Here is a 1,055-nt window from a genome sequence, read left to right as displayed (position 1 = left end):
GGCTTGCAGCTGCAGCTCGCCCAGGTAGTCGTCCTCGACGATCCACGCGCCGCGCGCCGCGGCCCAGTCGAGCAGCGCATGCCGGCGCGCCAGCGACAGGGTCATGCCCAACGGCGCCTGCTGGCCCGGCGTGACGACCGCCAGTGCCGCCTTCGGAGAGGATGCGATGCCCGCCGCTACGTCGAGTCCCTCCGCATCGACAGGCACCGGAGACGGCGTCACGCCATATTGCGCGAGCACGGTACGCGCCGACGCGTAGCCGGGATCCTCGACCCACGCGGTGCGTCCTTCCAGCCGCAGCGCGCGCAGGGCGAGGCCGAGCGCGGCGGCATGGCCGTTCGCGACGAACACCTGCGACGGGTGGCATGCGACGCCGCGCGCGATGCCGAGGTAGGCCGCGATGGCGGCGCGCAGCACCGGTTCGCCGCGCGGATCGGGATACCCCAGCGGCTGCGCGGCCGCGGCGCGCGCGGCACGGCCCATGATGCGCGACCACGTCTTGAAGGGGAACACGTCCTGGCCCGGCACGCCGACCTGGAACGGGACCGGTGCGGCGAGGCGCGGCGGCGGTGTAGCCGGGCGTTCGGGCGCGGTGCCCGCACGCACCGCCTGCCGCGCCACGCGCGTGCCGGCCGCGCCGGCGGTGACGATGAGCTGTTGGTCGCGCAGGCGAACAGCGCGGTGGCCAGGGCGGCGATGAAGTGGATGAGGGTCATGGGATTCTTCATGGTGACGGTGGATGAGGCTTTCATCGTAGTCGCCACTTGGATCAGGCCAAAGACGCAAGAATTGCATGAATCCCTGTACCATTCACCGCATGGACCTTTCGATCAACATCGACCGCGGCGCACGCACACCCGTCGCCGGCCAGATCGCCGCCGCGATCGGTGCCGCCATCCACGACGGCCGTCTCTCTCCCGGCGCCCGGCTGCCGTCCTGGCACGACCTGGCCGTGCAGCTGGGCGTCGCGCGCGGCACCGTGCGCGCCGCCTACGACAGCCTGCGCGACCAACAGCTCATCGTCACCGCCTGCCGCGCCACGCGCGTGCCGGGCC

2 protein-coding genes are annotated in these 1,055 nt (G+C 72.6%); one reads left to right on the top strand and one right to left on the bottom strand.

The annotated features are described in order from the left end of the window. A partial coding sequence (locus tag ACEN88_RS32505; protein ID WP_413346365.1) for an aminotransferase class I/II-fold pyridoxal phosphate-dependent enzyme occupies positions 1-786 on the bottom strand: 786 nt, incomplete at its 3' end. Positions 787-817: 31 nt separating this feature from the next. Between ACEN88_RS32505 and ACEN88_RS32500 the strand changes: the two genes are divergently transcribed. After that, positions 818-1,055: GntR family transcriptional regulator (locus ACEN88_RS32500; RefSeq protein ID WP_413346363.1), on the top strand; the 238-nt coding region annotated here is incomplete at its 3' end.

Source organism: Massilia sp. CT11-108 (assembly GCF_047302915.1).
GTDB classification, from domain to species: domain Bacteria; phylum Pseudomonadota; class Gammaproteobacteria; order Burkholderiales; family Burkholderiaceae_D; genus Telluria; species Telluria orientalis.
The sequence above is the reverse complement of the archived record's forward strand: the minus strand, read 5'-3'. Positions and strand labels throughout refer to the sequence as shown.